Below are 20,995 nucleotides of genomic sequence, written 5' to 3' on the forward strand. Positions count from 1 at the left end.
GAAAAAGCCACCCGAAGGTGGCTTTTCAGTACAGGGTCCCGCCAGGGCTATCAGTAAGCCTTGCCAGTCTTGTAGAAGTTCTCGAAGCAGAAGTTGGTTGCGTCGATGTAGCCTTCGGCGCCACCGCAGTCAAAACGCTTGCCTTTGAACTTGTAGGCCATCACGCAGCCGTTTTGCGCCTGCTTCATCAGGGCGTCGGTTATCTGGATTTCGCCGCCCTTGCCTGGTTCGGTTTGCTCGATCAGGTCGAAGATGTCCGGGGTCAGAATGTAACGACCGATGATTGCCAGGTTCGACGGTGCATCTTCCGGCTTTGGCTTCTCGACCATGCTGTGTACGCGGTAGATGTCGTCGCGGATCATTTCGCCGGCGATTACGCCGTACTTGTGGGTTTCCTGCGGGTCGACTTCCTGGATGGCCACGATCGAGCAGCGGAACTGCTTGTACAGCTTGACCATCTGCGTCAGCACGCCGTCGCCGTCAAGGTTCACACACAGGTCATCCGCCAGGACCACGGCGAAAGGTTCGTCGCCAATCAGTGGACGGCCGGTGAGGATGGCGTGGCCCAGGCCTTTCATTTCGGTCTGACGGGTGTAGGAGAACGAGCACTCGTCGAGCAACTTGCGGATACCGACCAGGTATTTCTCTTTGTCGGTGCCCTTGATTTGGTTTTCCAGCTCGTAACTGATGTCGAAGTGGTCTTCGAGGGCGCGCTTGCCGCGACCGGTCACGATGGAGATTTGGTTCAATCCGGCATCCAGCGCTTCTTCAACGCCGTACTGGATCAGTGGCTTGTTCACCACTGGCAGCATTTCTTTAGGCATGGCCTTAGTCGCTGGCAGGAAGCGAGTGCCGTAACCGGCTGCTGGGAACAAGCATTTCTTGATCATATGAGTCCTTAAAAGGGCTGTGCTTACGAGTTCGGCGCAGTCTAATCAGGCGGCGAGCACCTTACAATGCCCCGCGCTGGCTAACCGCTGCCATCATAGAGAAATATTCAAGCAGATAGTTCCACAGCATCCTGCAGATCGCTCCCCAGGTAAATCGCCGCCGCCCTGGCCGGAGGAAGTTTCAGATCAATCCCCTGTTGCCCCGAGCGTTAAATGCCACGCCCTTGAGGAGCGTTTGCCGCTATGATTACGCCCTTGATCCCGCTCACGAGACCTCTAGATGTCGGCAGCAAAAAGCATAAACGGTTACCTGATCAGTAAAGCGCAAGACGGCCAATGGTGGGTGACCAGCAGCAACGGCGAAAACATCGCCGGGCCGTTCGCCTCCGAAGCATTGGCGATTGAAGTGGCTTCAGTCCTGCAGGATCAGCCTCCGCCCCCGGCCCGGCGGCGCAACGCCAAGCCCTGAGCCCGCAATAACCGCATCGAGCCCTGCAACTAGCAGGGCTTTTTGATTGTCTGTACCGTAATGGCCGTTGGCTATGGCATTGCGCCTTGGCCTCGGCAACCGCGCCGCCCCTACTCTTGAATGACGACAACCTATATGAACAGACTTTTGGCACTGACCGCTGTATTGGCTCTGAGTGGATGCGCGACGGCCTCCAACACTTACCTGGCAAACGGCGAACAAGGCCTGAGCATCGATTGCTCCGGCGAAGCCAGCTCCTGGGCCAGCTGCTACGAGAAGGCTGATGCCTCTTGTGCGGGCACGGGCTACCGAATCGTCGGCACTGAAGGCACGCCCTCTCTGAAAGAGAGTGAAAAGACTCTGGGCGTCGATGTCGGCAACTTCAAGAGCCGCAGCGTGGTGGTGGTGTGCAAATAACCGGCACCTGCCGGCCTACATATGAATTTCGGCGAACTTGATACCCAGGCCACGGATCGTCTCGACCAGCTCGTCCAGCCGCGAGAATGACTCGACCTCATCGTTGTCATCCACCAGGAAATAGCTGCGCCCAGCGCTCTTCTTGAAAAAAACGATCCACTCTCCCGAATTCGCCGGATTTTGAATCACATGGGTCGCAGAGATATTACCCTCTGCATGCCGCTCCCTTACTTGCTCACGCTTCATGCCTGCTCCCAAAAAGACAATGCCGCCAAAGCATAGGCTTTGACGGCATCAGTGACGATGGTCGACAGTTTATCGGATGCCTTGGCCAATCAAAACGCCATCCAGCGTCTGACCGTACAAATTCACCCCATCATTGGCGTGAAACTTGACCCGGGTTTTCTCGATCGAGCCTTCCACCAGCCGCGGATCCTGCGGCCGCTCATGCTTGTTGACGAACGCCGCCACATCCCAGGCCTGCTGATCGCTCAGGGTTCCGGGCTTGCCCAGAGGCATGTTGTGCTTGATAAAAGACGCCGCCGTATTGATCCGGTGCATCCCCGCGCCCCAGTTGTAGGAGTCCTTGCCCCACAACGGTGGCATTACATAATCCTGCCCGACCTTCTGCCCCTGGCCGTTATCGCCGTGGCAAACCGCACATTGAGCCTTGAACACCTGCTCGCCACGCGCAATGTCGTAGCCCTGGGCCGACTTGGGCACTTCAGGGTAGCCACGCCCCGGTAGTTCAACGCCGAGCGGCGCCTTGCTCGCCAGCCAGTAGGCGTACACCGACAACGCAGTGATTTCCTTGCTGTCCGCTGCGGGCGGCGTCCCACCGTTCATGCTGAACTGGAAGCAGCCCTGCAAGCGTTCGGCAAAGGTGTTGACCTTGTCGTTCTTTTGCCGATACGCCGGGTACATCGGGTAAGCCCCCCAAAGCGGCGCCGAGTTGGCGACCCGACCCTGGCCAAGGTGACAGTTGCTGCAATTGAGGCCGTTGCCGACAAAATTGGGCGCCATACGCTTGGTGTCGACAAACAGCGCATAGCCGTCACGTACCATCTTGCCGTAGGCGTTGTTCGGCAGTTCGCTTTCAGCCGGGGGCTGGAAGTATTGCCCGTGGCTGGCAGCGGCCGGCGTCTGCAACTGGCTCTGATCCTCCATGGCAATGGATGCCGCCTGTACAGAAGTTGCCAGCAAACCGAAGGCCAACGGGAACGAAAAACGAATATTCATGGCCGGCTCTCCTGGCTGTTCACTTTGGAAAAATAATCAGCCACTGCTGTCACTTCCTCTGCGCTCAAGGACTTGGCGATGTGCCCCATCAGGTCGTCCGGGTCATTGCGCCGTGTGCCATCGCGCCAGGCGTTCAGTTGGGCGGTCAGGTAGGCTGCGGATTGCCCGGCCAAAGGCGGAAAGGTCTGCCCCACCCCCACGCCACCCGGGCCGTGGCACGTCACACACTCCGGTACCTGTCGATCCCAGGCCCCACGCAGGGCCAGGCGTTCGCCCAGGCCATTGGGCGTTGCACTGCGGGAAATGGCGGGGGTCGCCGGGGCAGGCATGGCGGCGAGGGTTTGAGTGACGGCGCGGATTTCGTCCTCGGCCAGGGCCTTGGCCAGTGGCTGCATCACCGGGCTGATGCGCGAACCACTGCGAAAATCTTCCAGCTGCTTGCTCAGATAGCCGGCCGGCAGCCCTGCCAGACGGGGAAAGCCGGCTGCCGCTAGGCCCATGCCATCGGCTCCGTGGCACGAGACACAGGCCATTGCGGCAGGCTGCGCGCCACCCTGGGTGAAGACTTTCTGCCCCTCCACGGCGTGGGCAGATTGAACGGACAACAGCATCAGACTACTCAGCAGTATTCGATCCAGTGGGATCATGTCGAACTCCATTATTTTAGTTATATGCTTAGGCCTACTTAATATAAGCCTAAAAACAGTTGGCAAATAGCTATCACTGCTACAACTGCAAAATCGGAGTCGAGCCACCGCACGCCTGAATATTCATCCACAAAAAAGCCCGCGGCGCTTCGAGACCCGAAGCGCGGCAGGCTGTTGAAAAAAATCGAGAGGCGGTCAGCCGGAAATGCATTCCTCGGCGGCCTTGCGGATATCGCCAGGGCGCATCGGAACGTTGGACATGCTCTCGTGCAGCTTGATGCTGCTGCCTCCCGAGCGCTCTTCAATATCAAACACCGCAGTCGGACCTGAAGACACTTTCTGCGGAACAATGATGCGCATGCCGTCCTTGTGCGGCTCGACCTGCAAGGCTCCCCGGCTGCCGGCCAACTTCTCGGTGACGCACTTGGCGTACTCCGGCGGCTTTTTCCCCGAAATCACGTTCAGGGTGGGCGGCGCCTGGTTAATATCCGAGACGGTCGCACAACCGCTGATCGCCAGAGCCAGAATCAACACACCCCACTTCATACAAATCCTCCAATAAAAACCGTCCGACAGTGTAAATGGTGTTTTTCTCCGGCGCGGGAGGTTTTATCGCTCATAAATCGGTAAATAACTGTTTTAAATTGTCAAACCCGGCGGGAGCGGCCCGCTACTACCCCGTGCGGCCTGATAAACTGCGCCATCTTTCAGCTATCGTTTTGATTTTGTAGAAAAAGCCCTTCTGGAGGCGCCCATGAAATTTATCCACCAGCGCGAGCACCTCAACGAGGACGATATTGTCGTCATCGAATGCTCCCAGACCTGCAACATTCGCCTGATGAGCGACGCCAACTTCCGCAGCTTCAAGAATGGCGGTCGCCACAGCTACCACGGTGGGGCCTTCGACAAGTTCCCGGCCAAGATCACCGCGCCGAGTACCGGTTTCTGGAACATCACCATCGACACCGTGACCACCCGCGCCATCAGCGTTACCCGCAAACCGAGCCTGAAGCATTCGATCAAGATCGTCCGCCGCTCCAGCTCTAAACTGCGCTGATTCCGCTCTCACCTCGCCAACCCAAGACAGGTACGCCCGTGGCTCAAACGACCAAGTACGTCATCAAATACAAGCTCAACGGCGAGCGTCGCTTCGAATTCGCCCAACTCGAGACCGGCACCCAGGAAGAGGCACAGGCGGCCTTGCTGGCGTTGCATGGCCAGTCCGAAGACGTGATCAGCGATGTCAGCGTGAGTAAAGCCCTGTAACGCCCGCGCCCTGTCCGACGCCCCATTCAAACGGCGCCGAGACGGCATCTCCTCGGAGTGTCCCTTGAGTAGTCACAGCAGCGACCCCTCCCCTAGTCTCGGCCTGTTTACCGAGACTGATCTGGCACAACCCGCACGCACCGAACAGATCGGCCAGCAGTCCCGGGTGCTGAGGGGCTTCGCCTTGCCTTGGGTCGAGCGCCTGCTGCCGGCCCTCAGGTCGGTGCTTGTCGTTGCGCCGTTTCGCAGTATGGTTACCCCTGGCGGCTTCACCATGTCGGTGGCCTTGAGCAGTTGCGGCAACCTGGGCTGGACCACCGACCACAGTGGTTATCGCTACGCCCGCCTCGACCCGCAGACCGGCCAACCCTGGCCGGCAATGCCCGGAGTATTCGAGCAGCTGGCCCGGGCCGCGGCCCAGGCGGCGGGTTTCGATGGCTTCAGCCCCGATTCCTGCCTGATCAACCGTTATGTCGCCGGGGCCAGGATGTCTTTGCACCAGGACAAGAACGAACGCGATTACAGCGCGCCCATCGTCTCGGTCTCCCTGGGTTTGCCGGCGATGTTCCTGTTTGGCGGCGAGCAGCGTAGCGACCGACAACTGCGGGTCCCGTTGCTGCACGGTGATGTGGTGGTGTGGGGTGGCGTCGACCGGCTGCGCTTTCATGGTGTGCTGCCGCTCAAGGCTGGCAGCCACGAGAAATTAGGCGAGCAGCGGATCAACCTGACGTTTCGCCACGCGGGCTGAAGAGTCGGCTAGCTGCGACAGCCTACAGCGCAACCGCCTGGCAACCGCGCTTTCACGCATTGCCAGGGGCGTGACCTGTTATCAGTGACTGGCAGCCGCTGCATCCGTCGAATGAACGCCGATATAGACCGCAACCGAGTCCGGGCCGGTGTAGACCTCGAAATCCGTAGCGAACTTGCGGCGCAACTGTGGACGGTCTTCGAAGTAGGCCCAGACCAGGCCCCAGGTCTGGATCACGCTGTCGGGCAGCGGCCCCTTCGCGTTGAACACCAGGTATTGGCCACCCTCGACCTGCACCGACTGATAGCCCTCTGCCGCACCGGTCACTTCAACCCCGGCGGTGACATCAAAGGCTCCCGTGGCATCGGACTCATAACCGGAGTACACGCCATAGACAAAGGAATCAGGCTCGCGAGGCTCGATCTTTTCGAACAGCCCTTCGATAAAAAAACGCGCCCACATCGGGCCGATCTGCGCCGTCTCCGGCTGTTGTTCAGTGGCGTTGAGGGTTCGCACCTGCAAACCGGCAACACTGAACGGCAACACCTCGCGCATTTTTACATCCATGGGCCTTATTCCTTGTTCAGGTATTGATTGAAATTGATTATTGGCCAGCAGGTCAGCGGTTGACGTCCACCACCACCCGGCCGCGCAACTGGCCCGCCAACAAGCGCGGAGCGGCCTCGATGGCTTCGCTCAAGCCGATTTCCTGGCTGATCAGCGGCAGCAGCGCCGGGTCAAGGTCCTGACTCAGACGGTCCCAGGCCAGCATCCGCAAGGCTTTGGGCTGAGTCACGCTGTTGATCCCCGCCAGGGTCACGCCGCGCAGGATAAACGGCGCAACCGATGCCGGGAAGTCCATGCCCTGGGCCAGGCCACAGGCAGCGACCGTGCCATTGGCCCGAGTTGCAGCACAGGCATTGGCCAGGGTGTGGCTGCCCACCGAGTCGATAACCGCGGCCCAACGCTCCTTGGCCAGGGGTTTGCCGGGTTGGGAGAGGCTGGCACGATCGATGATTTCACTGGCCCCCAATTGCTGCAGGTAGGCGTGTTCTGCGGTCCGCCCGGTTGAGGCCACCACCCGATACCCCAGACGTGCCAGCAGTGCGATGGAAAAACTGCCAACCCCGCCATTGGCCCCGGTGACCAGCACTTCGCCCTGCTCCGGCGTGACGCCATGACGTTCCAGCGCCAGGATCGCGAGCATCGCCGTGTAACCCGCGGTGCCGATGGCCATGGACTGGGCCGCGCTGAAGGCCTTGGGCAACGGAATCAGCCAGTTTCCGTCAAGCCGGGCCTTCTGAGCCAGGCCGCCCCAATGCCCCTCACCGACACCCCAACCGTTGAGCAGCACCTCGTCACCCACCTGGTAGTCGGGATGAGCGCTGGCTTCGACCGTGCCGGCCAGGTCGATCCCCGGCACCATGGGGAAGCTGCGCACCACCGGGCTGCTGCCGGTAATGGCCAGGCCATCCTTGAAATTCAGCGTGCTGTAGGCCACGCGCACCGTAACGTCTCCCGGCGGCAACTGCTCGTCGCTGATCCGCTGCAGATTGGCGCGATAACCCTGCTCGTCTTTCTCGATCAAAATGCCGTTGAACATGACTGTCTCCCGAATGGCCCCGTGGCTCTCATTGCCCGTGGCAGGGTAATGAACTTCGACCTTGAATCACAAGGCACCGACCTCCCGCTCGGCCGCAGCAAAGACCGTTCGCCAGACATCCTGCCACGACTATGCTTTGACCTCGGCAACCACCCAGTCACCTGCGAGGGATAGCAATGTTCAACTTCATCAAGACCACAATTGCCGGAGGCCTGCTGTTTATCCTGCCGCTGGTGCTGGTGGTGATCCTGCTGGAAAAAGCCGTCCACCTGCTGCGCGGCCCGATCCATCAACTGTTGCCGATGTTCGCCCAGTACAGCATCGCCGGTGTGACCCTGTTCACCCTGGTAGCACTGCTGATGCTGGTGCTGATCTGCTTTATCGCCGGCCTGCTGGCCAAAACCGGCCCGGCTTCGAAGTTGCTCAATGCCCTGGAAGAAAACGTCCTCGGCAAGATCCCCGGCTACGGCTTGCTCAAAGACGCCACGGCGCACCTGGCTGGCCTGGAAAACGTCGAAGGCGCTCGAGTCGGCCTGATCTGCGAAGACGAGGGCTGGCTGTTTTGCCTGGTCCTGGAAAGCCAGGGCACATGGCTCTCGGTGTACATCCCGGACGCCGGGCCGGCGGGCGGCTCGTCCGGTGAGGTGCGGCTGGTCAGCACCAACCAGGTACGCCCCACCGAACTGGACTGGATGCCGGTGCTGGCCTGCGTACGCCGCGGCGGGCATGGCGCGTTGAAGCTGGCAGCGCCCTGGCTGCCGAAGTAACCGCTGCAGTTGGGCTCTATCGGGACCCGGGCAGCCTTTTGACCTCTCAGGCGATAAAGTCGGCTGGCCTTTTCCAGGTGACTCCTGCTACAAACCCTGGCGCTGTCGTCATTACTTTTACTGCGCAGAGGAGTTGCACATGAGCCAATGGCCTGACACCCGAATTGTTGACTTGCTGGGGATCGAACTGCCGATCATTCAAGCTCCGATGGCCGGAGCCACCGGCTCCGCCATGGTTATCGCGGCGGCCCAGGCCGGCGCGCTGGGCTCCCTGCCCTGCGCCATGCTCAGCCCGGAACAGATTCGCCAGGAAGTGCAAAACATTCGCCAGGCCACCCAGGCCCCTCTGAACCTGAACTTCTTCTGCCACCAGACGCCTGCACCCGATCCCGAGCGCGATGCCCAGTGGAAAAACCTGCTGCAACCCTATTACCGCGAACTGGGTGCCGACTTCGACGCGCCAACCCCGGTCAGCAGCCGCGCGCCCTTCGACCACGTGAGTTGCGAACTGGTGGAAGAACTGCGCCCGGAAATCGTCAGCTTCCACTTCGGTTTGCCGGAGCCCTCACTGCTGGAGAGGGTCAAGGCCACCGGGGCGAAAATCCTGTCGTCGGCCAGTACTGTCGATGAGGCCGTCTGGCTCGAACAGCATGGCTGCGACGCGATCATCGCCATGGGCTACGAAGCCGGCGGCCACCGGGCGATTTTCCTCGGCGAGGATCTCAACAGCCAGGTCGGGACCATGGCCCTGGTGCCGCAGATCGTCGACGCGGTGACCCTGCCGGTGATCGCGGCCGGTGGCATCGGCGATGCCAGGGGCATTGTGGCCGCGTTTGCCTTGGGCGCCTCGGCGGTACAATTGGGCACCGCCTACCTGTTTACCCCGGAGGCCAAGATCAGCGCGGCCCATCACCAGGCCTTGCGCAGTGCCAAAGAGAGCCAGACCGCACTGACCAACCTGTTCACCGGCCGCCCGGCACGGGGCATCGTCAACCGGATCATGCGTGAAATCGGTCCGATCAACCCTCTGGCCCCGGCCTTCCCACTGGCCGGTGGCGCCTTGATGCCATTGCGCGCCAAGGACGACGCCGACTTCGCCAACCTCTGGTCAGGCCAGGCACTGCGCCTGGGGCTCGAGTTATCCACCCATGAACTGACCCGGCGCCTGGCTGAGCAAGCCCTGGCCAAGCTGGCCCGGCGCTGAGGGTTCGCCACCACGATTGCACCCGTGGTGGCGCGCCGTTCACCCCATCCAGCAGCAGAGTTCCGTTCGTCGGCGATTCGCTATATATTCCGCTATACAGCGATTACCCCCCTTGCTTCGGTGCAGTCCACTTCCAACAACAAACTGCCCAGCGCACTTGCCCTCAACGGAGCCGTTTCATGACCATTCGTGCCTCAGGATTTGCCCCGACTTGCCTCGCCACCCTCCTCGCCGTGTTTGCCTTTGGTTCGGCCCAGGCCGATGAAGTGCAAGTCGCCGTTGCCGCCAACTTCACCGCGCCGATCCAGGCCATTGCCGCTGACTTCGAAAAGGACACCGGACACAAACTGGTCGCGGCATACGGTGCCACCGGGCAGTTCTATACCCAAATCAAAAACGGCGCGCCGTTCGAAGTGTTCCTGTCGGCTGACGACACCACGCCGCAAAAACTGGAAACCGAAGGCGACACCGTCAAAGGTTCGCGCTTCACCTACGCCATCGGCACCCTGGCCCTGTGGTCGGCCAAGGAAGGTTATGTCGACAGCCAAGGCAAAGTGCTCAAGGACAACCAGTATCAGCACCTGTCCATTGCCAACCCGAAAGCCGCACCTTATGGCCTGGCTGCGACTCAGGTCCTGGCCAAGCTCGGCCTGACCGACCAGGTCAAGAGCAAGATCGTTGAAGGCCAGAACATCACCCAGGCCTATCAGTTCGTGTCCACCGGCAATGCCGAGCTGGGATTTGTCGCCTTGTCGCAGATCTACAAGGACGGCAAAGTCAGCAGCGGTTCGGCGTGGATCGTTCCGGCCGAGATGCACGACCCGATCAAACAGGACGCGGTGATCCTCAACAAAGGCAAGGACAACCCGGCCGCCAAAGCACTGGTTGACTACCTCAAAGGCCCGAAAGCCGCCGCCGTCATCAAATCCTACGGTTACCAGCTCTAAATGCCGCTGGCGAGTGCCGACTTTTCCGCGATCTGGCTGACCCTGAAGCTGGCATCGTTGACGACCCTGATCCTGCTGGTCATCGGCACTCCGATCGCCCTCTGGCTGTCGCGCACCCGTTCCTGGTGGCGCGGGCCGATCGGCGCGGTGGTGGCCCTGCCCCTGGTGCTACCACCGACGGTGATCGGCTTTTACCTGCTCCTGGCCCTTGGCCCCCACGGCTATCTCGGCCAGCTCACCCAGTCCCTTGGGCTGGGCACCCTGACCTTCAGTTTCAGCGGCCTGGTGATAGGTTCGGTGATCTACTCCATGCCGTTTGTAGTCCAACCGCTGCAAAACGCATTCTCGGCTATCGGCACCCGCCCACTGGAAGTGGCGGCGACGTTGCGCGCCAACCCGTGGGACACCTTCTTCAGCGTAGTCCTGCCCCTGGCTCGCCCCGGGTTCATCACCGCGTCGATCCTGGGTTTCGCCCATACCGTCGGTGAGTTCGGCGTGGTGTTGATGATCGGCGGCAATATCCCGGACAAGACCCGAGTGGTCTCGGTGCAGATCTACGATCACGTCGAAGCCATGGAATACGCCCAGGCCCATTGGCTGGCAGGGGCCATGCTGGTGTTCTCGTTCCTGGTGTTGCTGGCGCTCTACTCCAGCCGCAAGACCAAAGCTGGCTGGAGTTGAACCCCATGAGTTCCGAGATTCGCGTCAGCCTCACCCTGGATTATCAAGACTTTGCCCTGAACCTCGACCTGCAGCTTCCGGGGCGCGGTGTCACGGCCCTGTACGGGCACTCCGGCTCGGGCAAGACCACGTGCCTGCGCTGCATCGCCGGGTTGGAAAAAGCCGGGCAAGGTCTGGTACAGATCAACGACGAGGTGTGGCAGGACAGCCGCAGGAAGATCTTCGTCCCACCCCATAAGCGCTCCCTGGGTTATGTGTTCCAGGAAGCCAGCCTGTTTCCCCACCTGTCGGTGCAAGCCAACCTCGAATTCGGCCTGCGGCGCATCCCCCGCGCCCAACGCAAAGTCGACATGGCCCACGCCACCGACCTGCTGGGCATCGGCCACCTGCTCGAACGCCATCCACATAACCTGTCGGGCGGCGAACGCCAGCGCATCGGCATTGCCCGCGCCCTGCTGACCAGCCCCAGGCTGTTGCTGATGGATGAGCCCCTCGCGGCGCTGGATGCCAAGCGCAAAAGCGAGATTCTGCCCTACCTCGAACGCCTGCATGACGAGTTGGATATTCCGGTGCTGTACGTCAGCCACTCCCAGGATGAAGTGGCGCGGCTGGCCGACCATATCGTGCTGCTCAGCGAGGGCAAGGCAATGGCCAGCGGCCCCATCGGCGACACCCTGGCCCGGCTCGATTTGCCCCTGGCCCTGGGCGACGACGCCGGCGTGGTGATCGAGGGCCGGGTCAGCCACTACGATGCCAACTACCAACTGGTGACCCTGCAACTGCCCGGCAGCCAACTGACGATACGCGTGGCCCATGCGCCCCTGGCCATCGGCAAGAGCCTGCGCTTCAAGGTGCAGGCACGGGACGTCAGCCTCAGCCTGCAAGCCGGCGAACACAGCAGCATCCTCAATCGCCTGCCGGTCACGGTCAGCCAGGAAACTGCCGCCGACAACAGCGCTCACGTACTGGTGCGCCTCGATGCCGCCGGCACACCGCTGCTGGCACGGATCACCCGCTTCTCCCGCGACCTCCTGGCACTGCACCCCGGCCAGCAGCTGTGGGCACAAATCAAGGCGGTCGCGGTCCTCGCCTGAGGCACTCGAAAATCCTTGGCACGACTGCCGGGCGCCGTGGTCAATCCGATACAGGCCCGCTCGTTTTGCCAAGGATTACTGCCATGCCCGACACTACACTGCCCGTCGACCTGCCACCCGACCTGCATTACGTCGATGACAGCCAGCCCGGTATCCGGCGCAAAAAACTGCGCGGCAAATTCTGCTACTTCGACGCCGATGGCCAACGTATCAAGGACCCGGACGAGATCAAGCGCATCAACGCCCTGGCTGTGCCGCCGGCCTACAGCGATGTGTGGATCTGTGCCGATCCGCGCGGCCACCTGCAAGCCACCGGCCGTGATGCCCGGGGCCGCAAGCAGTACCGCTACCACGCGCGCTGGCGCGAAGTGCGCGATGCCGACAAATACTCGCGCATGCTGGAGTTCGGTGGCGCCCTGCCAAAACTGCGCCGGCAACTGGAGGCGCTGCTGGCGGCGCCCGGGTTCAGCCGGGACAAGGTCATGGCCACCGTCATCACCTTGCTCGACGCCACGCTGATTCGTGTCGGCAACAGCCAATATGCCCGCGACAACCGTTCCTACGGCCTGACCACCCTGCGTAGCCGGCACGTTGAAGTCAAAGGCAGCGCGATCCTGTTCCAGTTTCGCGGCAAGAGCGGCATCGAGCATCAGATCACCATCAAGGATCAGCGCCTGGCCCGCATCATCAAGCGCTGCCTGGAGCTGCCGGGGCAAAACCTGTTCCAGTACCTGGACGAAAACGGTGAGCGCCACAGTGTCAGCTCCTCGGACGTCAACGCTTACCTGCAAACCCTGACCGGCGCCGATTTCACCGCCAAGGATTACCGCACCTGGGCCGGCAGCACCCTGGCGTTGGCGGTACTGCGCGAACTGCAATGGGAGTCGGAAACCGAGGCCAAAAAACACATCGTCGAGATGGTCAAGGACGTCTCCCGCCAACTGGGCAACACCCCGGCCGTGTGCCGCAAGTGCTACATCCACCCCGCCGTGCTCGACAGCTTCCTGCTCGGCGACCTGGCCAAGCTGCCCAAGCCCAGGACTCGCAAGGGGCTCAAGGCAGAAGAGGTGGGCCTGGCGATGTTTCTGGAAAGCCTGGTGGATCAAGTCGCCGCCAGTTGAAGCAAACCCGGGTTGTCAAAGGCCCGGGCTGCGCGTTAGGCTGTGCGCCTTCCCCCGTTCCAGGACGATTGCCGACGTGAACAACTAAGCCTTCCAAAATGTATTCGCAACAAGCCGCTCTGGCGCTTGTTGGCTTTTTTCGACATTTTCTGGAGGTGCTGATGACTCACGTCACACGGCTGCCTGCGCTGGTCTCTTTGCACCAGCTGAGTTTTCAATTGGCCAATGGCCAACCCCTGTTCGAAGCCCTCGACCTCAGTTTCGACCACCAGCCTACCGGCCTGGTCGGGCGCAACGGCGTGGGCAAATCCGTGCTTGCACGCTTGATTGCCGGCGAACTCGCCCCTGCCATCGGCAGCATCCATCGCAGCGCCCGGGTGAAATACCTCGCCCAGCAACAGGACACCGCGCCCTGCCACAGCGTCGCCCAGGTCGCAGGTCTGGCTCAGGCTCTGGACGCCCTTGATCGATTGGGCGCTGGCAACGCCTCGCTTGAGGACCTGGAGCAACTGGATGAACGCTGGGATCTGGCCGAACGCCTGCGGCGCCAGCTGGACGCTGCCGACCTCGTTGATATCGGGCCAGGCACGGCGGCGGCCCACCTCAGCGGTGGCCAGTTGGCCCGCGTCGCCATGATCGGCGCCCTGCTGAGCGGGGCCGATCTGCTGGTGCTGGACGAGCCGACCAACCACCTCGATGCCCAGGGTCGGCGCTGGCTGCTGGCACAACTGCAACAGTGGCGTGGCGGCCTGATCGTGATCAGCCACGACCGCCACCTGCTGGCCCACATGCAGCGCATCGTCGAGCTGACGCCCCAGGGTGCCCGGGTCTATGGCGGCAACTATGCCGTGTTCCAGCAACAGCGGCTGACCGAGAGTGACGCAGCCCAGGCCGCCCTCGAGCAGGCACGAACCGAACGCAGCCGGCAGCGCAAACGCCTGCGGCGCGAACACGACACCATCCTGCGCCACGCCGCCGGCGCCCGCAAAAATGCCGATACCGCTAATGTTTCCCGCTTCGAGCGGGCCAAGATGAAAGGTGCGGCGCAGGACATCATGGGCCACGTGCGCCATGCCCATCAGGCGCAAAAAACCGAGCTCGACCAGCAGGTCAGCCAGGCCTACGCCCGGGTGCTGCCAGACACCCCGACTGTAGTCACACTGCCCGGAACCGCAGTGCCTGGCGGCCAGCAACTGTTCTGCCTGACTGCCGCACAACTGCCCTGGCTGCCCGCCAATGCACCTTCGAGCTACGTCACCTGCAGCGCCAGCGGGCCGTTGCGGATTGCCCTTCGCGGGCCCAATGGCTGCGGCAAATCGACCCTGCTGAATATGCTCGCCGGCAACCTTCAGCCCTTGAGTGGTGAGTGCCGGGTCGGGGTTCAGGGAGCCTATCTCGACCAGCAACTGGCCCTGCTCGACCCCGAGCGGTCGATTATCCAGCACCTGGGTGTGCTCGATACGCCATTGAACGAAGGCGAACTGCGCAGTCGCCTGGCACAGCTGCAACTCGATGCCCGGCGGGTGACCCAGCCTTGCGGCCAATTGAGTGGCGGCGAACGCTTGAAAGCGGCGCTGGCGGTCGCCTTGTGGAGCGCAACTCCCGCCAGGCTCCTACTGCTGGACGAGCCCACCAACCACCTGGATCTGGAATCGGTACAGGCCTTCGAAGCGGCGCTGAGGGGCTTTCCCGGGGCGATGGTGGTGGCGTCCCACGATGAGGATTTTCTGGCGGCCCTGGCGCCCAGTCATCAACTGCAATGGACCATCCAGGGCTGGGTCTTTACCCAGGTCACGCCATGAATCCGTTGCCCGGCCGTACGGTTGCAGCCCACGTTTCAGTCATACGGCCTTACAGCAAAATACCGTGCGACGGCGGGCCACATGATAATGTTCCGCCGCCCATCACCAACAAGGACTGTTAAACCATGAAATTCGGTTACACCATCGTCTACGTCCCCGACGTTGCTGCCTCGTTGACATTCTTTGAACAGGCTTTCGGCTTCAGCCGCCGGTTCCTGCATGAGTCCGGCACCTATGGCGAGCTGGAGAGCGGCGCCACCACCCTGGCCTTCGCCGCCCATGAACTGGCGGCCATGAATTTCACCACCGGTCACGTCGCCGCACACTCCTCGCCGCAGCCCCTGGGTATCGAACTGGGCCTGGTCACCGACGATGTCCCTGCGGCTCATGCCAAGGCCCTGGCCCAGGGCGCCAGCGAACTCTCGGCTCCCAGCGCCAAGCCCTGGGGGCAGACGGTGTCTTACCTGCGCTGCCCGGACGGGACCCTGGTGGAGTTGTGTACCCCGATCCACCCCTGAACCTGCGGCGTCTATCTGAGTTTGACCGCGGTGCCGGTGACAAACACCACCACCATCCGACCACGACCTGACGACATGCTGATTTCGTAATCAAGGCCAACCACCGCGTCCGCCTGAAGCACCTCGGCGCGCTGGCGGATTTCCTCGGTGGCCTGGGCCCGTGCCTCTTTCAGGGCACGCTCCAGGGTCTGTGAACGACCGCCGAAGAAGTCGCGCAGGCCGGCAGATAAATCGCGCACGACGTTGATGCCCTGGACCGACTCGGCGCTGACGATATCCAGGTAGGCGGCAATCGTCCGGCCTTCAATGCTGTGGGTGGTGGTCAAGATCATGCTGTTCTCCCTGGTCCAACCTGCGCGCCAGCGTGAATACGGCGGCGCACGTAAAAAGCTATCGACACCCGGAGGCATCGCTGCAAGGTGGGCAATAAAAAAGCCCCGCTCTTAGGCGGGGCACGTCTCAAGGCTTCAGGGGCCGCTCTTCATCGCGCTCCGAAAGACTCTTGCCGTCGTCCGGGTGCTTCCAGGTCTGGGGCGGCGGCTCATCGTGCTCGACAAGGTCCCGATCCAGGTCCTGGTCCTGCGGCTGTTGAGGGTGGTTTTTATGCTCGTTAGTCATGCCCAGCTCTCCTGCAAAGGGTCAGATCCAGCCTTGTTCAGGGTAGAACATCTGTCGGCGGATACCCCGGCCCCGCAGGCCACCTTGACCAGGAAATGACTCACATCCTTGCCGTGGATCAGGCAAAGATGAATTTTCTTTCACTGTGCCCGGTGCCATCGCTGGTTATAGTCCGCCTGCTCATTCAAGAAACTACGTTCGCCCGCTCTCCCGCGGGCTTTTTTTTGCCTGTTCAAAAGACCGAGGTCCGGACTGACGTATGCCTCGACCCGCCTCATTCCAGACCAGGCAGCTCCTTGCAGTCCTTCAAGATGGATTCTTCCTCGGCAGTGTGGTCGGCAGCCATAAACGACAACATGCCGCGGTCGCCCTTGGTGTGCCAGCGATAACTGTTCTGTTCATCATCGGCCACATACAACGCACCGGAGCCGGACTGGCTGATGTGCATGGGAATCAGATGCCCTTTGTACTGAAGCGTGGCGAACGAGTCGCCATTGGGCAGATTCAGATAAGCCGCCTCGATGCGCATTCCGCCTTCGCACTGGTAGCGAGCAACCGTACTTTGAGCGCCCTGCTCTTGAGAGTCATCGGCCTGATCGAGGTCGTCCGTTGCTGCGTGGCTCAACAATGGCGAGGCCAGAAACACCAGCAAAGCAGCGAACCTGAAACGTTGAGAAAGCATGGGCTGAACCCTGGAAAATTGATCGTCCCTATCGGACGTTCAAGGCAGGGTTAAGTTCATGCCGAAGGGCATGCGCCGGTGGGGGAAGTTTGCAGTGCGGGCCGATAAAACCTGTTCACTCGGACAACCAATAATGTGCGCAATTGTGAAGGTGAAACAGTGGCTGCGACTAAATTTCAGGCAAAAAAAATCCCAAGTAGCTGATGGAAACTTGGGATTAAAAATGCATAAACCGTGGTAGGTGAACGCGACGCAATCTTATCTTATCGGCAGCAGATGTAACAAGATATTTGACGCCTTTCGTCGGAATTAAAATCACCTAAGTCCTTAAATAACCACATGTTTTTAAAGGTGTACGGTTTACAGGGATTAATTATCTCCCTGTTTTGGCGCACTTTTAAGGGGCTGAAACGGTGGCTGAAGTTCGATAAAACCAATGGCAATAACAGCCTTCTGTCCAAGGCAGCAAATGCAAGGCCCCACCGTATAAAACGCCCCAAAAAAGTGCGCGCACCAACAGCCCGATATTTGCCGATTCTTTCCTTCCTGCGTCCAAAATGCCCACCCGGGGAGGTGTCGCAAAAAGACGTGTCAGGCGCTTTGCGGGCAAAAAATTTGAATTTCGTGAGACGGGGCCAGGTCAAGAAGAGTAAGCACAGTCAATCTGACGAGGTAAGAGCCATGACCATCGAAGCAGAGACACTTGTCCAACTCGCCGAAGCGCTTCAACACCAGGGCCTGGTGTTGGTTTGCGATGTGAACTTTATCCGCGCGCCCTATCGCCACAACCATCGCTGGGTATGCCGCGTCGAGTGACAGCCTCCGTCGCCGAATACTCGGTGCGCGTTCAACGCTGACAGTGCCAACAGGCTGTTAGCGTTGTTTCAGCGCTGAACGTGAGCTTCAAATAAACCTGAAACTGCGCTTGTTTAGCCCTCTTCTTGCGTGCCATTCCCCGCCTTAGCTCGCCTCTGCGGGCGTCACACGCTCATAAACTTTCTTGTTGTGCAGCAACAAGTTTATTTGTTGGACGCCTCCCCCCCGAGCCGCAATGATGCGGGCCACTGACGCTCGACCTTCCAGGTCAAATAATAAAAAACCGAGTCGGGCTGCCCGCCAAGCTCAGGAAGCGAACCAGACTGCTGGTCTTCTTCACTTCCGGCTTTTCTGGCGCCGCGGCACGCTGCTAAGGACCTCCACTCCATGCAAACTGTTGTGAACTTATGGCCGCTGATAGGCGTGCTCGTCATCGTGGTCGGCTTTGTCCTACGCTTCAATCCGCTGCTGGTGGTGACCGCCGCCGCGATTGCCACGGGCGTTGCCGCTGACTTTTCCCTGGAGAAAATCCTCGCCGCCATGGGCGACGGCTTCATGGAAACCCGTGCCCTGCAACTGATCCTGCTATTGCCCCTGGCCGTCATCGGCCTGCTTGAACGCCATGGCTTGCGCCTGCACGCGCAGAACTGGATTGCACGCTTCGAACGGGCCACCGTCGGGCGCCTGCTGATCATTTACCTGTTTGTTCGTGAAAGCACGGCCGCCATGGGCCTGACCAGCCTTGGCGGTCACCCGCAAATGGTGCGCCCGTTACTGGCCCCCATGGCGGAAGGCGCCGCGGAAAAACGCTATGGCCCGCTGCCGCAAGTGCTGCGTCACAAGGTCCTGGCCATGTGCGCTGCCACCGATAACGTGGGACTGTTTTTTGGCGAGGACATCTTTGTTGCCTTCGGCGCGATCGCACTGATGCACACCTTCCTGCTGGGTTCGGGGATTGATGTCGAGCCGCTGCATATCGCCTTCTGGGGCATTCCCACCGCGATTTGCGCCTTCATCATTCACGCGATACGCCTGCACCGATTCGACCGCATGCTGAGCCGCAAACTGTCGGCCACCGACCGCCATGCCTCCCCAGTGGAGACCGCAGCATGATCATCTCCATTGAGTACCTGTACTGGCTGGCCGGGGTGCTGCTGCTGATTACCGCGGGCATGATCCTGGTTGACCGCAGCCATCCCAAACGTTGGTCCAGCGGCCTGTTCTGGCTGTTGTTCGCCATGGTCTTCCTGATTGGCGAGCGCCTGCCCACGGTCGTGGTAGGCGCCGGCGTGGTGCTGATGGCGCTGATCGCCGGCCTGGGTGGCGTGGGCCGCGGCGCTCACGCCGAGTTGCATGTCAAGGCGGCGCGAGCCAGTGCCGGACGCCTGGGGCACAAGCTGTTCATTCCCGCACTGGCGATCCCGCTGACCACGGTAATCGGCTCGGTACTGCTCAAACACTATGAGATTGGCGGCGTACCGCTGCTTGACCCGAAAAACACAACCTTTGTCTCCCTGGGCCTGGGCTGCCTGATCGCCCTGGCGCTGGCCTGCTGGCTGACCCGGGACACGCCGTTGCAAGCCTTGCGCGAATCGCGGCGTCTCACCGAAGCGCTGGGCTGGACCATGGTCCTGCCGCAGATGCTGGCGATGCTCGGGCTGCTGTTCAATGACGCGGGTGTCGGCAATGCCGTGGCTCACGTGGCCACCACCTATATCAACCTGGACTTCCGTCTGGTTGCGGTGATGGTCTACGTGCTGGGCATGGCGCTGTTCACGGTGATCATGGGCAACGGTTTTGCTGCGTTTCCGGTCATGACCGGCGGTGTCGGCGTGCCGGTACTGGTGGGCGTGTACGGCGCCAACCCCGCAGTGATGGCGGCGATCGGCATGTTCTCCGGCTACTGCGGCACGCTGATGACGCCGATGGCGGCCAACTTCAATATCGTGCCGGCTGCCCTGCTCGAACTGCCCGACAAGAACGCCGTTATCAAGGCCCAACTGCCGACCGCGCTGATGATGCTGCTGGTCAATATCGTTCTTCTTTACCTGCTGATGTGAGGCAATGATGCGTACTGTGCTGCTGACGGGTTTCGAACCCTTCGACCAAGACACCATCAACCCATCCTGGGAGGCCGTGCGCCGCCTGGACGGCACCGACCTGTGTGATGGCGTACGAATCATCGCCCGCCAGTTGCCCTGTGCATTTGTCACCTCGGGTACGCGCTTGAATGAACTGCTCGCCGAGCACAGCCCGCAGATGGTCATCGCCACCGGGCTGGCCTCGGGTCGCAGCGAACTGTCCATCGAGCGCGTGGCGATCAACCTCAACGATGCGCGTATCCCGGATAACCTGGCCTATCAGCCGATAGACACCCCGGTAGAGGCTGGTGGCCCGGCGGCGTACTTCAGCACGCTGCCGATCAAGGCCATAGTCAAGGCGCTGCGCGAGGCCGGGATTCCTGCGGCGGTGTCGCAGACCGCCGGCACCTTCGTCTGCAACAGGGTGTTCTACAGCCTGCAGCACGCCCTGGTCGGTTCAGGGGTCCGCAGCGGGTTTATCCACGTGCCCTACCTGCCCGAACAGGTTGCGCGCAGTGCACCCGGGCAACCTTCACTGGCTCTGGAAACACTGGTCGAAGGCCTGCGAATCGCCGCCTTGAGTGCCTGGAACACCCAGGCCGATATTGCAGAAAGCGGCGGCCAAGTCTGCTGATTCCGCACAGCGCGATGAGGGTCACCGCCTCGCGCCGACATTGACTTCTCGACAGCACATCGCCAGGATCCGCCGATGAACAACATTCGCCACACCGCCATGATGCGCCCGTACATGACCGCCTTCGGCGGGTCGTGAGGGCATACGCAGCGGTGTTGACGTATGACCAAAAGGCCCCGCCAGCGATGGACGGGGCCTTTTGGTTTCCGGGTCCTGCTGGCTGTCAAGGAGAAACGCCATGCTCACATTCAGACCCGCCAGGGAAGCGGATGCCCAGGCCTGCTGGGACATCCGGGTTGAGGCCATAAGAGCCGGCTGCTCAAGGGTGTATAGCCCCGAGCAGATCCGTATCTGGACCAGCGACAGCCCGTCCCCCGCCTATGCCGCCATGGTCGAGCGCCACTACCAGTTGGCAAGTATTGAGCAGCAGATCGTCGGCACCGGGATGATCGATCTGCAGAGCGGCAAAGTGGATGCCATTTTTATCAGGCCAACGTTCATGGGCCTGGGTGTAGGCCGGCAGATGCTGGCGCACCTGGAGCAACTTGCCCGGGAGAGGCACCTGCACCAGGTAAGCCTGGAGTCGACGCTTAACGCCGCGCCGTTTTATCGACACTGTGGCTACGCGGGAGAGCAGATCGCGACCTATGAGTCGCCACTCGGTATCTCCTTGGACTGCGTCCCCATGAGCAAAACATTGCGCCATTCGTTCGAGCATTGACCAACCTTTGAATTACCATGGGCGGCGTTT

Annotated in this window: 28 protein-coding genes; 18 read left to right on the forward strand and 10 right to left on the reverse strand. The window is 61.1% G+C overall.

The annotated features are described in order from the left end of the window. Window positions 1–50: 50 nt before the first annotated feature. Window positions 51–890, reverse strand: coding sequence for a UTP--glucose-1-phosphate uridylyltransferase GalU (galU, locus tag AC19YX_RS31460; RefSeq protein WP_078473009.1), 840 nt, complete (start codon window positions 888–890; stop codon window positions 51–53). Window positions 891–1,170: 280 nt separating this feature from the next. Here galU and AC19YX_RS31465 point away from each other — a divergent pair, with 280 nt between their 5' ends. Together AC19YX_RS31465 and AC19YX_RS31470 are read left to right on the forward strand one after the other, a co-directional pair. After that, a complete protein-coding gene (locus AC19YX_RS31465; protein WP_078473010.1) occupies window positions 1,171–1,359 on the forward strand; it encodes a hypothetical protein in 189 nt (62 codons plus the stop codon). 135 nt (window positions 1,360–1,494) lie between these two features. Next, a complete protein-coding gene (locus AC19YX_RS31470; protein WP_043228295.1) occupies window positions 1,495–1,776 on the forward strand; it encodes a hypothetical protein in 282 nt (93 codons plus the stop codon). A 15-nt stretch (window positions 1,777–1,791) separates the two neighbouring features. On the opposite strand, the gene AC19YX_RS31475 is transcribed toward AC19YX_RS31470, so the two are convergent. From AC19YX_RS31475 to AC19YX_RS31490, 4 genes are all read right to left on the reverse strand, one after another. Then, window positions 1,792–2,022 (reverse strand): hypothetical protein, encoded by a 231-nt coding sequence (locus tag AC19YX_RS31475; protein WP_020294658.1) that lies wholly within the window; start codon window positions 2,020–2,022, stop codon window positions 1,792–1,794. A gap of 69 nt (window positions 2,023–2,091) precedes the next feature. Next, window positions 2,092–3,015 carry a c-type cytochrome gene (locus AC19YX_RS31480; protein WP_500607788.1) on the reverse strand — a complete coding sequence of 308 codons (924 nt, stop codon included), beginning with the start codon at window positions 3,013–3,015 and terminating at the stop codon, window positions 2,092–2,094. Further along, entirely contained in the window at window positions 3,012–3,662 is a 651-nt protein-coding gene (locus AC19YX_RS31485) for a c-type cytochrome (protein ID WP_500607789.1), read from the reverse strand. Before AC19YX_RS31485 ends, AC19YX_RS31480 begins: the two co-directional genes overlap by 4 nt. A gap of 195 nt (window positions 3,663–3,857) precedes the next feature. Beyond that, the gene (locus tag AC19YX_RS31490; protein ID WP_078473013.1) at window positions 3,858–4,208 is read right to left on the reverse strand and encodes a hypothetical protein; all 351 of its coding nucleotides are present in this window, start codon (window positions 4,206–4,208) and stop codon (window positions 3,858–3,860) included. A 208-nt stretch (window positions 4,209–4,416) separates the two neighbouring features. On the opposite strand from AC19YX_RS31490, the gene AC19YX_RS31495 reads away from it, so the two are divergent. The 3 genes from AC19YX_RS31495 (at window position 4,417) to alkB (ending at window position 5,676) form a co-directional block, all read left to right on the forward strand. Next, window positions 4,417–4,719 carry a DUF1883 domain-containing protein gene (locus tag AC19YX_RS31495; protein ID WP_020294662.1) on the forward strand — a complete coding sequence of 101 codons (303 nt, stop codon included), beginning with the start codon at window positions 4,417–4,419 and terminating at the stop codon, window positions 4,717–4,719. A 38-nt stretch (window positions 4,720–4,757) separates the two neighbouring features. Then, window positions 4,758–4,928, forward strand: coding sequence for a hypothetical protein (locus AC19YX_RS31500; RefSeq protein ID WP_178102990.1), 171 nt, complete (start codon window positions 4,758–4,760; stop codon window positions 4,926–4,928). A gap of 103 nt (window positions 4,929–5,031) precedes the next feature. Then, the gene (gene alkB / locus AC19YX_RS31505; RefSeq protein ID WP_500607822.1) at window positions 5,032–5,676 is read left to right on the forward strand and encodes a DNA oxidative demethylase AlkB; all 645 of its coding nucleotides are present in this window, start codon (window positions 5,032–5,034) and stop codon (window positions 5,674–5,676) included. Window positions 5,677–5,757: 81 nt separating this feature from the next. Here the strand turns inward: alkB and AC19YX_RS31510 are convergent, their stop codons facing one another. Then, complete coding sequence (locus AC19YX_RS31510; protein WP_500607790.1) at window positions 5,758–6,243, reverse strand: GyrI-like domain-containing protein; 486 nt, start codon at window positions 6,241–6,243, stop codon at window positions 5,758–5,760. Between the two features lie 52 nt (window positions 6,244–6,295). Beyond that, a complete protein-coding gene (gene acuI / locus AC19YX_RS31515; protein WP_500607791.1) occupies window positions 6,296–7,279 on the reverse strand; it encodes an acrylyl-CoA reductase (NADPH) in 984 nt (327 codons plus the stop codon). Between the two features lie 176 nt (window positions 7,280–7,455). On the opposite strand from acuI, the gene AC19YX_RS31520 reads away from it, so the two are divergent. From AC19YX_RS31520 to AC19YX_RS31555, 8 genes are all read left to right on the forward strand, one after another. Beyond that, on the forward strand, window positions 7,456–8,046 hold the full coding sequence (locus AC19YX_RS31520) for a hypothetical protein (RefSeq protein ID WP_500607792.1): 591 nt from the start codon (window positions 7,456–7,458) through the stop codon (window positions 8,044–8,046). Between the two features lie 139 nt (window positions 8,047–8,185). Then, window positions 8,186–9,250, forward strand: coding sequence for an NAD(P)H-dependent flavin oxidoreductase (locus AC19YX_RS31525; RefSeq protein ID WP_500607793.1), 1,065 nt, complete (start codon window positions 8,186–8,188; stop codon window positions 9,248–9,250). Window positions 9,251–9,429: 179 nt separating this feature from the next. Then, the gene (gene modA, locus AC19YX_RS31530) at window positions 9,430–10,197 is read left to right on the forward strand and encodes a molybdate ABC transporter substrate-binding protein (RefSeq protein ID WP_078473019.1); all 768 of its coding nucleotides are present in this window, start codon (window positions 9,430–9,432) and stop codon (window positions 10,195–10,197) included. Next, entirely contained in the window at window positions 10,198–10,878 is a 681-nt protein-coding gene (modB, locus tag AC19YX_RS31535) for a molybdate ABC transporter permease subunit (RefSeq protein ID WP_201131029.1), read from the forward strand. 5 nt (window positions 10,879–10,883) lie between these two features. Continuing rightward, window positions 10,884–11,972 (forward strand): molybdenum ABC transporter ATP-binding protein, encoded by a 1,089-nt coding sequence (modC, locus tag AC19YX_RS31540; RefSeq protein WP_500607794.1) that lies wholly within the window; start codon window positions 10,884–10,886, stop codon window positions 11,970–11,972. Window positions 11,973–12,055: 83 nt separating this feature from the next. Beyond that, the gene (locus AC19YX_RS31545; RefSeq protein WP_500607795.1) at window positions 12,056–13,093 is read left to right on the forward strand and encodes a DNA topoisomerase IB; all 1,038 of its coding nucleotides are present in this window, start codon (window positions 12,056–12,058) and stop codon (window positions 13,091–13,093) included. A 161-nt stretch (window positions 13,094–13,254) separates the two neighbouring features. After that, window positions 13,255–14,895: an ABC-F family ATP-binding cassette domain-containing protein gene (locus tag AC19YX_RS31550; protein WP_500607796.1), complete on the forward strand. Its 1,641-nt coding sequence runs from the start codon at window positions 13,255–13,257 to the stop codon at window positions 14,893–14,895. Between the two features lie 125 nt (window positions 14,896–15,020). Further along, on the forward strand, window positions 15,021–15,413 hold the full coding sequence (locus AC19YX_RS31555; RefSeq protein ID WP_078473023.1) for a VOC family protein: 393 nt from the start codon (window positions 15,021–15,023) through the stop codon (window positions 15,411–15,413). An 11-nt stretch (window positions 15,414–15,424) separates the two neighbouring features. On the opposite strand, the gene AC19YX_RS31560 is transcribed toward AC19YX_RS31555, so the two are convergent. The 3 genes from AC19YX_RS31560 to AC19YX_RS31570 all read right to left on the reverse strand — a co-directional run bounded on the left by AC19YX_RS31560 (window position 15,425) and on the right by AC19YX_RS31570 (window position 16,713). Then, entirely contained in the window at window positions 15,425–15,745 is a 321-nt protein-coding gene (locus AC19YX_RS31560) for a YbjQ family protein (RefSeq protein ID WP_078473024.1), read from the reverse strand. 127 nt (window positions 15,746–15,872) lie between these two features. Further along, the gene (locus AC19YX_RS31565) at window positions 15,873–16,031 is read right to left on the reverse strand and encodes a hypothetical protein (protein WP_178102991.1); all 159 of its coding nucleotides are present in this window, start codon (window positions 16,029–16,031) and stop codon (window positions 15,873–15,875) included. Window positions 16,032–16,305: 274 nt separating this feature from the next. Further along, window positions 16,306–16,713 (reverse strand): MliC family protein, encoded by a 408-nt coding sequence (locus tag AC19YX_RS31570; protein ID WP_242487524.1) that lies wholly within the window; start codon window positions 16,711–16,713, stop codon window positions 16,306–16,308. 339 nt (window positions 16,714–17,052) lie between these two features. On the opposite strand from AC19YX_RS31570, the gene AC19YX_RS31575 reads away from it, so the two are divergent. The 5 genes from AC19YX_RS31575 (at window position 17,053) to AC19YX_RS31595 (ending at window position 20,965) form a co-directional block, all read left to right on the forward strand. Continuing rightward, window positions 17,053–17,529 carry a hypothetical protein gene (locus AC19YX_RS31575; RefSeq protein ID WP_500607797.1) on the forward strand — a complete coding sequence of 159 codons (477 nt, stop codon included), beginning with the start codon at window positions 17,053–17,055 and terminating at the stop codon, window positions 17,527–17,529. 387 nt (window positions 17,530–17,916) lie between these two features. After that, entirely contained in the window at window positions 17,917–18,642 is a 726-nt protein-coding gene (locus tag AC19YX_RS31580) for a DUF969 domain-containing protein (RefSeq protein ID WP_201131032.1), read from the forward strand. Beyond that, window positions 18,639–19,589, forward strand: a complete 951-nt coding sequence (locus tag AC19YX_RS31585; RefSeq protein ID WP_078473027.1) for a DUF979 domain-containing protein — start codon at window positions 18,639–18,641, stop codon at window positions 19,587–19,589. Before AC19YX_RS31580 ends, AC19YX_RS31585 begins: the two co-directional genes overlap by 4 nt. Before the next feature lie 7 nt (window positions 19,590–19,596). Beyond that, on the forward strand, window positions 19,597–20,244 hold the full coding sequence (gene pcp, locus AC19YX_RS31590; protein WP_500607823.1) for a pyroglutamyl-peptidase I: 648 nt from the start codon (window positions 19,597–19,599) through the stop codon (window positions 20,242–20,244). Window positions 20,245–20,482: 238 nt separating this feature from the next. Continuing rightward, complete coding sequence (locus AC19YX_RS31595) at window positions 20,483–20,965, forward strand: GNAT family N-acetyltransferase (protein WP_078473028.1); 483 nt, start codon at window positions 20,483–20,485, stop codon at window positions 20,963–20,965. Window positions 20,966–20,995 lie beyond the last annotated feature (30 nt).

It is taken from the genome of Pseudomonas sp. MF09150 (assembly GCF_059862355.1).

What these genes read in the sequence shown, in the direction of transcription:
- AC19YX_RS31595 (WP_078473028.1), top strand. Translation starts at nt 20,483, where the DNA reads ATGCTCACATTCAGACCCGCCAGGGAAGCGGATGCCCAGGCCTGCTGG.
- AC19YX_RS31485 (WP_500607789.1), bottom strand. Translation starts at nt 3,662, where the DNA reads ATGATCCCACTGGATCGAATACTGCTGAGTAGTCTGATGCTGTTGTCC.
- AC19YX_RS31465 (WP_078473010.1), top strand. Translation starts at nt 1,171, where the DNA reads ATGTCGGCAGCAAAAAGCATAAACGGTTACCTGATCAGTAAAGCGCAA.
- AC19YX_RS31555 (WP_078473023.1), top strand. Translation starts at nt 15,021, where the DNA reads ATGAAATTCGGTTACACCATCGTCTACGTCCCCGACGTTGCTGCCTCG.
- modB (WP_201131029.1), top strand. Translation starts at nt 10,198, where the DNA reads ATGCCGCTGGCGAGTGCCGACTTTTCCGCGATCTGGCTGACCCTGAAG.
- modA (WP_078473019.1), top strand. Translation starts at nt 9,430, where the DNA reads ATGACCATTCGTGCCTCAGGATTTGCCCCGACTTGCCTCGCCACCCTC.
- AC19YX_RS31585 (WP_078473027.1), top strand. Translation starts at nt 18,639, where the DNA reads ATGATCATCTCCATTGAGTACCTGTACTGGCTGGCCGGGGTGCTGCTG.
- AC19YX_RS31565 (WP_178102991.1), bottom strand. Translation starts at nt 16,031, where the DNA reads ATGACTAACGAGCATAAAAACCACCCTCAACAGCCGCAGGACCAGGAC.
- AC19YX_RS31520 (WP_500607792.1), top strand. Translation starts at nt 7,456, where the DNA reads ATGTTCAACTTCATCAAGACCACAATTGCCGGAGGCCTGCTGTTTATC.
- AC19YX_RS31570 (WP_242487524.1), bottom strand. Translation starts at nt 16,713, where the DNA reads ATGCTTTCTCAACGTTTCAGGTTCGCTGCTTTGCTGGTGTTTCTGGCC.
- AC19YX_RS31550 (WP_500607796.1), top strand. Translation starts at nt 13,255, where the DNA reads ATGACTCACGTCACACGGCTGCCTGCGCTGGTCTCTTTGCACCAGCTG.
- AC19YX_RS31480 (WP_500607788.1), bottom strand. Translation starts at nt 3,015, where the DNA reads ATGAATATTCGTTTTTCGTTCCCGTTGGCCTTCGGTTTGCTGGCAACT.
- AC19YX_RS31560 (WP_078473024.1), bottom strand. Translation starts at nt 15,745, where the DNA reads ATGATCTTGACCACCACCCACAGCATTGAAGGCCGGACGATTGCCGCC.
- AC19YX_RS31470 (WP_043228295.1), top strand. Translation starts at nt 1,495, where the DNA reads ATGAACAGACTTTTGGCACTGACCGCTGTATTGGCTCTGAGTGGATGC.
- modC (WP_500607794.1), top strand. Translation starts at nt 10,884, where the DNA reads ATGAGTTCCGAGATTCGCGTCAGCCTCACCCTGGATTATCAAGACTTT.
- AC19YX_RS31475 (WP_020294658.1), bottom strand. Translation starts at nt 2,022, where the DNA reads ATGAAGCGTGAGCAAGTAAGGGAGCGGCATGCAGAGGGTAATATCTCT.
- galU (WP_078473009.1), bottom strand. Translation starts at nt 890, where the DNA reads ATGATCAAGAAATGCTTGTTCCCAGCAGCCGGTTACGGCACTCGCTTC.
- pcp (WP_500607823.1), top strand. Translation starts at nt 19,597, where the DNA reads ATGCGTACTGTGCTGCTGACGGGTTTCGAACCCTTCGACCAAGACACC.
- AC19YX_RS31545 (WP_500607795.1), top strand. Translation starts at nt 12,056, where the DNA reads ATGCCCGACACTACACTGCCCGTCGACCTGCCACCCGACCTGCATTAC.
- AC19YX_RS31495 (WP_020294662.1), top strand. Translation starts at nt 4,417, where the DNA reads ATGAAATTTATCCACCAGCGCGAGCACCTCAACGAGGACGATATTGTC.
- AC19YX_RS31525 (WP_500607793.1), top strand. Translation starts at nt 8,186, where the DNA reads ATGAGCCAATGGCCTGACACCCGAATTGTTGACTTGCTGGGGATCGAA.
- AC19YX_RS31580 (WP_201131032.1), top strand. Translation starts at nt 17,917, where the DNA reads ATGCAAACTGTTGTGAACTTATGGCCGCTGATAGGCGTGCTCGTCATC.
- AC19YX_RS31575 (WP_500607797.1), top strand. Translation starts at nt 17,053, where the DNA reads ATGTTTTTAAAGGTGTACGGTTTACAGGGATTAATTATCTCCCTGTTT.
- AC19YX_RS31490 (WP_078473013.1), bottom strand. Translation starts at nt 4,208, where the DNA reads ATGAAGTGGGGTGTGTTGATTCTGGCTCTGGCGATCAGCGGTTGTGCG.
- AC19YX_RS31510 (WP_500607790.1), bottom strand. Translation starts at nt 6,243, where the DNA reads ATGGATGTAAAAATGCGCGAGGTGTTGCCGTTCAGTGTTGCCGGTTTG.
- acuI (WP_500607791.1), bottom strand. Translation starts at nt 7,279, where the DNA reads ATGTTCAACGGCATTTTGATCGAGAAAGACGAGCAGGGTTATCGCGCC.